The sequence below is a fragment of the Halomonas sp. BC04 genome, from assembly GCF_000568385.1.
In genome coordinates this window covers 1-8,835 of sequence record NZ_AZQX01000224.1, presented here as the reverse complement: position 1 = coordinate 8,835, position 8,835 = coordinate 1, and the positions used below count along the sequence as shown (strand labels likewise).

8 protein-coding genes and 3 pseudogenes are annotated in these 8,835 nt (G+C 64.0%); 3 read left to right on the top strand and 8 right to left on the bottom strand.

Annotated elements, in window-relative coordinates; translation table 11 throughout:
* Nucleotides 1–658 (top strand): DNA/RNA nuclease SfsA (gene sfsA / locus Q427_RS15650; RefSeq protein WP_043515589.1); only part of this gene is annotated, 658 nt, incomplete at its 5' end.
* Here the strand turns inward: sfsA and Q427_RS15645 are convergent.
* The 7 genes and pseudogenes from Q427_RS15645 to Q427_RS15615 all read right to left on the bottom strand — a co-directional run bounded on the left by Q427_RS15645 (nt 617) and on the right by Q427_RS15615 (nt 5,520).
* Nucleotides 617–958, bottom strand: a complete 342-nt coding sequence (locus tag Q427_RS15645; RefSeq protein WP_051496435.1) for a Rieske (2Fe-2S) protein — start codon at nt 956–958, stop codon at nt 617–619. The genes sfsA and Q427_RS15645 overlap by 42 nt on opposite strands.
* Nucleotides 955–1,413 carry a DUF4426 domain-containing protein gene (locus Q427_RS15640; protein WP_043515583.1) on the bottom strand — a complete coding sequence of 153 codons (459 nt, stop codon included), beginning with the start codon at nt 1,411–1,413 and terminating at the stop codon, nt 955–957. Before Q427_RS15640 ends, Q427_RS15645 begins: the two co-directional genes overlap by 4 nt.
* A gap of 49 nt (nt 1,414–1,462) precedes the next feature.
* Nucleotides 1,463–2,062 (bottom strand): methionine biosynthesis protein MetW, encoded by a 600-nt coding sequence (metW, locus tag Q427_RS15635; protein WP_043515584.1) that lies wholly within the window; start codon nt 2,060–2,062, stop codon nt 1,463–1,465.
* Nucleotides 2,062–3,218: pseudogene (gene metX / locus Q427_RS15630) on the bottom strand (homoserine O-succinyltransferase MetX). The gene metW and the pseudogene metX overlap by 1 nt, the downstream one beginning before the upstream one ends.
* Before the next feature lie 49 nt (nt 3,219–3,267).
* Nucleotides 3,268–3,849 (bottom strand): YggT family protein, encoded by a 582-nt coding sequence (locus Q427_RS15625; protein ID WP_043515581.1) that lies wholly within the window; start codon nt 3,847–3,849, stop codon nt 3,268–3,270.
* Nucleotides 3,850–3,910: 61 nt separating this feature from the next.
* Nucleotides 3,911–4,735 carry a pyrroline-5-carboxylate reductase gene (gene proC / locus Q427_RS15620; RefSeq protein WP_043515579.1) on the bottom strand — a complete coding sequence of 275 codons (825 nt, stop codon included), beginning with the start codon at nt 4,733–4,735 and terminating at the stop codon, nt 3,911–3,913.
* A gap of 69 nt (nt 4,736–4,804) precedes the next feature.
* Nucleotides 4,805–5,520: pseudogene (locus Q427_RS15615) on the bottom strand (YggS family pyridoxal phosphate-dependent enzyme).
* Nucleotides 5,521–5,587: 67 nt separating this feature from the next.
* Here Q427_RS15615 and Q427_RS15610 point away from each other — a divergent pair.
* Nucleotides 5,588–6,619 (top strand): type IV pilus twitching motility protein PilT, encoded by a 1,032-nt coding sequence (locus Q427_RS15610; protein ID WP_043515574.1) that lies wholly within the window; start codon nt 5,588–5,590, stop codon nt 6,617–6,619.
* Between the two features lie 108 nt (nt 6,620–6,727).
* Nucleotides 6,728–7,870 (top strand): PilT/PilU family type 4a pilus ATPase, encoded by a 1,143-nt coding sequence (locus Q427_RS15605; RefSeq protein WP_043515572.1) that lies wholly within the window; start codon nt 6,728–6,730, stop codon nt 7,868–7,870.
* A gap of 269 nt (nt 7,871–8,139) precedes the next feature.
* Here Q427_RS15605 and Q427_RS15600 read toward each other — a convergent pair.
* A pseudogene (locus Q427_RS15600) lies at nt 8,140–8,779 on the bottom strand (anhydro-N-acetylmuramic acid kinase).
* Nucleotides 8,780–8,835: the final 56 nt, after the last annotated feature.

Below are 8,835 nucleotides of genomic sequence, written 5' to 3'. Positions count from 1 at the left end.
GCGTGCGGTGAACGTGCCGGGCTGCCGCGTCTGGCTGGCGCCCAGCAATAACCCGGCGCGCAAGCTGGCCTGGACCTGGGAGCTGATCGAGCTGCCACAGCAGGATGGCAGTCTGGCGCTCGCCTCGGTGCATACCGGGCGGGCCAACCGCATCGTCGAAGAGGCGCTGCTCGCGGGACGGGTGGCGACACTGGCGGGCTATACGACGCTGAAGCGCGAGGCGAAGGTGACAACGGACGGGGGAAAAGTCGCGAGCCGGCTCGATTTCCGCCTGGACGACCCGCAGCGGGGAGCCGCCTTCGTCGAGGTCAAGCAGGTGACCCTCAAGGAGAGCGATGGCCATGGCTACTTCCCCGATGCGGTGAGCGAGCGGGGGCGACGACACCTGGGGGTGCTGGGGGATCTCGTGGCCCAGGGCCACCGGGCGGTACTGCTTTTCTGTGTGGCCCATACCGGCATCGGTGACGTGGCCGCCGCCTCACACCTCGACCCCGCCTATGCCCTGGCATTGGGCGAGGCAGCGGAACGCGGGGTAGAAATTCTGGCTCATGGCTGCCGGGTGGACTGCCTCGAGGGGACGCCGTATGCGATTCGGCTGGCCGAGGCGCTGCCCGTTTCACTCACTCGCCAGCTGGATATGGCCCTCGGCATTGACTGAAACCGCTAACGGTTCCAGGTAGCGCCCCTGGCAGGGACCGAAGACGCACTCGCCGGTTTCGGGCAGGAACAGGGCGCCGTGCATGGCGCACTGAATCAGCTCCCCGCTCGCTTCGAGAAAGACGTTCGGTGCCGCCTGCAGCGTCACCCCCTGGTGGGGGCAGCGATTGACGAAGGCGCTGATGCGCCCGTGCAGCGTCACCAGCAGCACGTCGCGCCCGTCGGGCAGGCGTAGACCCAGTGCCGAGGTGGCGTCGAGCTGAGAGCGTCGAGCGATGATGGTGGCAGGTGCGGGGCTCATCGGTCGATGGTGAATCGCTGGATGAAACCGACTTCGGCCGGTGGCTGGTTGCGGTCGTGGCGTACCTCGAGGTCGAAGCGCATGGGTTCGCCTTCGATGATACGGAAGACCGCAACCTGCGACACGCTGTCGCCGGTGCGCAGCGAGCGGAAGGAGAGCGGGGTTGGGGAGCTGTCGCCCACCGTGCCGACCTTGCCGCTGACCGGGGCGTTCACCGCCCGCATGGTGCCATCCTCGAGGGCTTCGAGCACGCTGACATTGACCAGGGCCATGGCCGGGCTGCGCTGGATGCCATGCTCGGCGGCCACCTCCTCACTGAGAAAGCTGGTACTGACGGCGCTGTAGTGCACCTGGTAGTCGCCCACCTGTTCGTACTGCTGGGCCTGCAAGGGTAGCGACAGGCAGAGGAGCAGCAGGCAAGCCATGTGGGCCAGGCAGGTTGGATATTTCATCATGACTCCCTCTTGTCGCAGTTGGTCGGCCGCGGAAGTGCCGGTACCGGGCTCACTCCCGCTGCCGACTGATGCGGAAGATGGCGATTTCGCCGAACAGATTGGGCCACAGCCGCGAGGCCCAGTGCCCTTCATGATCGCGTATCCCCACGGCCCGGTCAGTGATCGTCAGCCCCTTCTCGCGACACAGGTGCTCGAAGTCGTTGAAGGTCGACAGGTGAATGTTGGGGGTATCGTACCAGGCATGGGGCAGCGTCTTGGAGACCGGCATGTAGCCGCGGATGCCGAGATGTACCCGGTGCCGCCAGTAGGCGAAGTTGGGGAAGGTGATGATGCATTCGTCGGCGACCCGCAGCATCTCGTCGAGCATCCGGTCGGGGCGGCGCAGCGCCTGCAGCGCCTGGGTCATGACCACCAGGTCGTAGGTGTCATCCTCGAAGTTCATCAGGCCCTCGTCGAGGTTCTGCTCAATGACGTTGACGCCCTTTTCGATGCAGGCGGTGATGCCCGCCGGGTCGATCTCCAGGCCATAGCCGCTGACCCCCTTGTCCCGGGCCAACGCCTCGAGCAGGGTGCCGTCGCCGCAGGCCAGGTCGAGGATGTGCGCTCCTTTGGGGATCCAACGGTGAATCAGTTCCAGGTCGGCTCGCATCATGATCGCTCCTCCAGGCCCAGTTCCCGGGCCGCACGGGACATGAAGGCGGCGAAGACGGCCTGATAGCGTGGCTCCGGCAGGAGGAAGGCGTCATGGCCGTGGGGAGAGTCGATGTTCACATAGCTCACCGACTTGCCGGCCCGGATCAGGGCGTTGGCCAGCTCCCGGGAGCGGGAGGGGGGAAAGCGCCAGTCGCTGGTGAAGCTGACCACCAGGAAGGGGCACTGCGCCGGCTTCACCGCCTTGGCCAGGACGCCGCCGTGTACCGCGGCCGGGTCGAAATAGTCGAGGGCCTTGGTCATCAGCAGATAGGTGTTGGCATCGAAGGAGCTCGAGAAGGTATCGCCTTGATGCCGTAGGTAGGACTCCACCTGGAACTCCACGCCGTAGCCGAAGTTGAGATCCTCGCTGCGCAGGTCGCGGCCGAACTTGCTGCCCATGGCATCTTCCGACAGGTAGGTGATATGTCCCACCATCCGTGCCAGCTTGAGCCCACGGCGCGGGACCTTGCCGTGCTCGTTGTACCAGCCGTCGTGAAAGTCGGGGTCGGAACGAATGGCCTGGCGTGCCACTTCATTGAAGGCGATGTTCTGTGCCGACAGTTTTGGCGTGGCGGCAATGACCGCAGCATTGGCGATGCGCTCGGGGTAGGCCAGGCTCCATTGCAGTACCTGCATGCCGCCCAGGCTGCCGCCGATCACGGCGGCGAAGCGCTCGATTCCCAGGCGGTCGGCCAGGCGTGCCTGGCTGTGGACCCAATCGCCCACCGTCATCATCGGAAAGTCAGGCCCCCACTGACGGCCGGTCTGCGGATTGACGCTGACGGGGCCGGTGCTGCCGTGGCAGCCCCCCAGGTTGTTCAGCGAGACCACGAAGAAGCGATTGGTATCGATGGATTTCCCGGGTCCGATATGGGCGTCCCACCAGCCGGCTTGCGCTCGTCGGCAGCATGGAATCCCGCGGCATGATGGTGACCTGAAAGCGCATGGCAGATCAGTACGGCATTGGTCCGCTCGGCGTTGAGCGTGCCGTAGGTTTCATAGACGAGATCATAGGCCGGCAGCGTCTTGCCGCAGGCCAGCTCCAGGGGGGCGTCGAAGTGCGCCGTCTGTGGCGTCACCAGGCCGACCGAGTCGGCGGGAATCTCGGGCATCGGTGGTTCGGCGTCCTGTCGTTGAGGTCCGGTATGGGTCGACACGGGCTTACAGGCCGACCAGGGCTCCGGCGATACCGGCGGCACGGGTCAGGGCGCCAACCACGATACCATCGATGATGCTGATGGCGATGAATACCACGATCGGCGACAGGTCGATCATGCCCAGTGGCGGAATGACCTTGCGTACCGGCGCCATGATCGGTTCCACCAGCTGCATGACCAGCAGTGCACCCGGATGACTGGCGTTGGGGGCCACCCAGCTGAGTATGATCATCACGATCAGGGCGAAGAAATAGATCTTGAGAATCGCATTGGCGATGGCGGCCACAGCGCCGATGGCGACATTGGCTATCGGCGGCATGCCGAAGCCGGCGATCTGCAGGATTACCACGATGCTGATCGCCTTGAGCACGAAGGCGGCGGCCAGGGTCGCCAGGTCGAAGCGGCCCATCACCGGGCCCAGGAAACTCTGGAAGGGACGCACCACCGGCTGGGTGATCTTCACCACCGACTGGCTGATGGGGTTGTAGTAATCGGCTTGTGATGCCTGCAGCAGAAAGCGCAGCATCATCAGAAACAGATAGATGTTGATCAGGGTGTTGACCAGCAACAGGCCAGCATTTCCCATGTTCGGCTCCTTTCTCTCGTGTCGGGGGAGGCCGCCGCAAGCTGCGGTCGGCCTCTAAGCGCTAGCGCTGTGCGAATTCATCGCCCATGTCGCGGGCGCGCTTGGCGCAGGCGTCCATGGCGTCGATCATCATGGTGCGCAGGCCCGCCTGCTCAAGGTGCTCAACGGCGCGCTCGGTGGTGCCGCCGGGCGACATGACGTTACGCTTGAGACGAGCCGGTGTCAGCTCGCTCTCCTGGGCCATGCGCGCTGCGCCGAGAGCGGTCTGGATCGCCAGGCGGCGAGCCGTCTCGGCGGGCAGGCCCAGTTTCACGCCGGCCTCCTCCATGGCTTCGAACATCAGGAAGAAATAGGCAGGGCCACTGCCGGAAACGGCGGTGACAGCATCCAGCAGGGACTCCTCATCGACCCACTCGACCAGCCCGACGGCGCCAAGCAGTTCGCTGGCCTGGTTACGTTGTTCGTCGGTGACTTCGGGCGTGGCATACAGCCCGGCGGCACCGGCACCGACCAGGGAGGGCGTGTTGGGCATGCAGCGCACCAGTGGTATGCCGCCGCCCATCCAGGCCTGCAGGGTGGCAGCGTCGATGCCGGCGGCCACCGAGACAATCAGCGGGCGCTGGCGCTGAAGGATGTCGCGCAAGCCTTCGCACACCTCCCTCATGACCTGGGGCTTGACGGCCAGCACCACCACGTCAGCGTCCCGTACCGCTGCGGCATTATCGGTATTGGTACGAATCCCGTAGCGCTCATGGATCGGCGCCAGGAAGGCATCGCTGGGAGATGTGGCAGTAATGCCGGTGGCCGGGTGACCACTGTCGATCATGCCGCCAATGATGGCGCTGGCCATGTTGCCGGCGCCGATGAAGGTGACTCTGCTGGCCATAGCGATCTGTCCTTTTTCGTTATGAAGCGACCGGCCAGATGCCGGTACGCACGACGCTTTGTCTCGTGTTCAGGATGAGCGTTCCCGCTCGCCAAAGATGGCGGTTCCCAATCGTACCAGAGTGGCACCTTCCGCCACGGCGGCTTCCAGGTCGGCGCTCATGCCCATCGACAGGGTATCCAGCGGTGCCTCCGGATACATTTCGCGTAATGTTTCCAATGCCTGGCGCAGACGGGCGAAGGGTTCGCGCTGGGCCGATGCTTCCTCGGCAGGAGCAGGAATGGCCATCAGCCCCCGCAGCCGGAGTGAGGGCATCGAAAGCACAGCTTCGGCCAGTCCCGGCAATTCCTCGAGCATGACCCCGGACTTGCTCGGTTCGGCACTGATATTGACCTGCAGACAGATGTCCAGAGGCCCGAGCTTTGCGGGTCGTTGATCGTTCAGGCGCCGGGCGATCTTCTCACGCTCGACGCTGTGTACCCAGGCAAAGTGCTCGGCCACCTCCCGGGTCTTGTTGGATTGCAGGGGCCCGATGAAATGCCAGACGATACCCTCAAGGCCCCCAAGTTCGCCCTGCTTGGCGAGTGCTTCCTGAACGTAGTTCTCGCCGAAGTCCCGCTGTCCCTGCTCCCAAGCTTCCCGGATCATGGCGGCCGGCTTGGTCTTGCTGACCGCCAGCAATCGTGCGTCATCGGCCGGGCGCCGGCTGCCGCCAGGGCATCGACCAGCCGCGCTCGGGCGGCTGCCAGGGACTCACTGATGATGAGATTCGTGGTATTACTCACCTGAAGTCCTTCATGTCAAAAGGTCTGGCATACTGGAGTGAACCTTACCTGGGAGCAGGGGAACCGCATGGATATTACCGAACTGCTGGCGTTCTCGGCAAAGCAGAACGCATCCGACCTGCATCTGTCAGCCGGTCTACCGCCCATGATTCGCGTCGATGGCGACATTCGGCGGCTCAATGTGCCGGCGATGGAGGACCGGGAAGTCCGCAAGCTGATCTACGACATCATGGGTGACCGCCAGCGCCGCGACTACGAGGAATTCTTCGAGACCGATTTCTCCTTCGAGGTGCCGGGCGTGGCGCGCTTCCGTGTCAATGCCTTCAACCAGGCACGGGGCGCCGGCGCGGTCTTTCGCACCATTCCCAGTGAAGTGCTGACCATGGACGACCTTGCGCTGGGGGACGTCTTCCGTCGACTGGCGCTGCTGCCCCGCGGCCTGGTGCTCGTTACCGGCCCCACCGGCTCCGGCAAGAGCACTACGCTTGCAGCGATGATCGACTATATCAACGATCACCGCTATGACCATATCCTCACGATCGAGGATCCGGTGGAATTCGTGCACCGAAGCAAGCGCTGCCTCATCAACCAGCGTGAGGTGCACCGCGATACCCACGGCTTTGCCCAGGCCCTGCGCAGTGCCCTGCGCGAGGATCCCGACGTGATACTGGTCGGCGAGCTGCGCGACCTGGAAACCATCCGGCTGGCGCTGACCGCCGCCGAGACCGGTCACCTGGTGTTCGGTACCCTGCATACCACCTCAGCCGCCAAGACCATCGACCGAATCATCGACGTCTTTCCCGGTGAGGAAAAATCGATGGTGCGATCGATGCTCTCGGAATCCCTTCAGGCGGTGATATCCCAGACCCTGCTCAAGCGACAGAGCGGCGGGCGAGTGGCCGCCCACGAAATCCTCATCGCCAATGCAGCGGTGCGCAACTTGATTCGCGAGGACAAGGTGGCCCAGATCTACTCGGCGATCCAGACCAGTGGCAATCTGGGCATGCAGACACTGGATGCGGCCCTGGCCAAGCTGGTCACGGACAATGTCGTGACCCGGGAAGAGGCTCAGACCCGGGCCAAGGGTACGCTGGCCTAGGAGTCTGTCGGGCTTGGTAGTGATCTACTGCGAGAACCGGTCAAGCCGATAGGTTCCTAGGGATGTTGGATAAACGTGGCGAAACAGAACAGGCAAGGGGGAAGGGGCATGACAGCACAGGAATGGTTGGAGCAACTGCTGGGTATCATGGCCCAGAAGGAAGCATCGGATCTGCTGATCTCGGTGCAGGCCCCCCCCACCATCAAGATCGCCGGCAAGTTGATCGCACTGGGTGAGCAGAAACTCTCGTTGGCTCAGGTACGTGAGCTGGTCAATACGGCGGTGCCGGAGGGGCTGCGGGAGCGCTTCCAGATCGACCGTGAGGCCAACTTCGCCCTGAGCCTGTCCGGGCTGGGCCGCTTCCGGGTCAGTGCCTTCCAGCAGCGCAGCCAGTTGGCCATGGTGATCCGGCGTATCGCCTTCGACATCCCCCATCTCGAAGAGCTGTCACTACCGCAACAGCTGGGGGAGCTGGCCAACCTCAAGCGTGGCCTGGTGTTCGTGGTGGGCGGCACCGGCACCGGCAAGTCGACCACCCTGGCATCGATGATCCAGCAGCGCAACGAGACGGTGGGTGGCCATATCATCAGCGTCGAGGATCCCATCGAGTACGTTCACCCCCACAAGAAGGCGATCATCAACCAGCGGGAAGTGGGGATCGATACCGAGTCCTTCGAGGTGGCACTGAAGAACACGTTGCGCCAGGCGCCGGACGTGATCCTGATCGGTGAGGTGCGTACGCGCGAAACCATGGAGCATGCCCTGACGTTTGCGGAGACAGGGCACCTGTGTCTGGCCACGTTGCACGCTAACAACGCCAACCAGGCGCTGGACCGTATCATTCATTTCTTTCCTCACGAACGGCATGAGCAGATCTGGCTCGATCTATCACTGAACTTGCATGCGATCGTGGCCCAGCAGCTGTTGCCTACCCGTGATGGCGGGCGCTGTCCGGCCATCGAGATACTGCTGCGCACCCCCCTGATTGCCGACCTGATCCGCAAGGGCGACGTAAGCGAGATCAAGAATGCCATGTCCCGCTCTCGGGATCTCGGCATGCAGACCTTCGACCAGGCGCTGTATGACCTTTACAAGAGCGGGCAGATCACCGAGGAGGTGGCGCTGGTGCATGCCGATTCGGCCAACAATCTGCGGATGATGATCAAGTACGCGGATGAAGGCAGCGACGTGTTGGCCAAGGCGCAGGACTCGGCCCAGCGGCTATCCTTGCGCGACGAAGACGATTTCTAGGAAGCACCGAATCATTGCCTGCACGGCCGAATCGCTGCGTTGCGCGGTGCGCGGAGTCCTCACATATACCCCATATGCTCCGGCTGACTCGAAGCCTGCGGCTTCTCGCTCCTTCGGAGCCATCCTTCGGATGTTTGTCGCTTCGCTCGGTTCTGTGCTCCGTGCACCTTGCGACCCACAGGGATGTGGGAAGTGCGTTGGTTCGTCGGGAACGAACCTAGCCGCTTCAGCCGTTCGCCTAATGCTACAGTGCTTCCTTGGCTCCCACGTTAGGGGGCGTAAATGCCGCCGAGCACGCGAGGTCCGGCGGCGCCGGTGACGCTGGGCAGGTTGCCGGGCAGGCCTTCGAGCCTTCGCCAGGCGAGCCAGGCGAAGCGCCCGCCTCCAGCCAGTCGGCCGGCCAGCCCCAGTCACTGCTGGGCACCAGGGCGTCTCCGGGATATGCCGGGCCAGGCGGTCCAGTAGATCCGGATTATGGGCGCCACCGCCACAGGGGATCAGGGCGGCTGCCGGCGGTGCCTCAAGTCGCTCTCTCGCCATCGCGATGCCAAGTGCGACGCTGGTGGCGGTAAGCTCCGATAATGTGGCCTGCACATCCTCGGGCGCTTCCCTTCCCGTCAAATGACGCGCCAGCCACTCGAGATGAAAGACTTCACGGCCGGTGCTGCGCGGGGGCGGTCGATGGAAGAATGACTCGGCCAGCAGGCGTTCCAGCAGGGCTTCGTCGACTCGCCCCGAAGCGGCCCAGGTGCCGTCCGGGTCGAAGCGACCGCCGCGATGACGGGCATGCCATCCATCCATCAAGGCGTTGGCGGGGCCGGTGTCGAAGCCGATGATCTCTGCATCGCTCTCGGCCGGGGGCAACAGCGTCAGGTTGGCGAAGCGCCCAGGTTGAGCACCATCAGCCACTCACCCTCCCGGCGAAACAGGGCATCATGAAAGGCGGGGGCCAGCGGCGCCGCCTG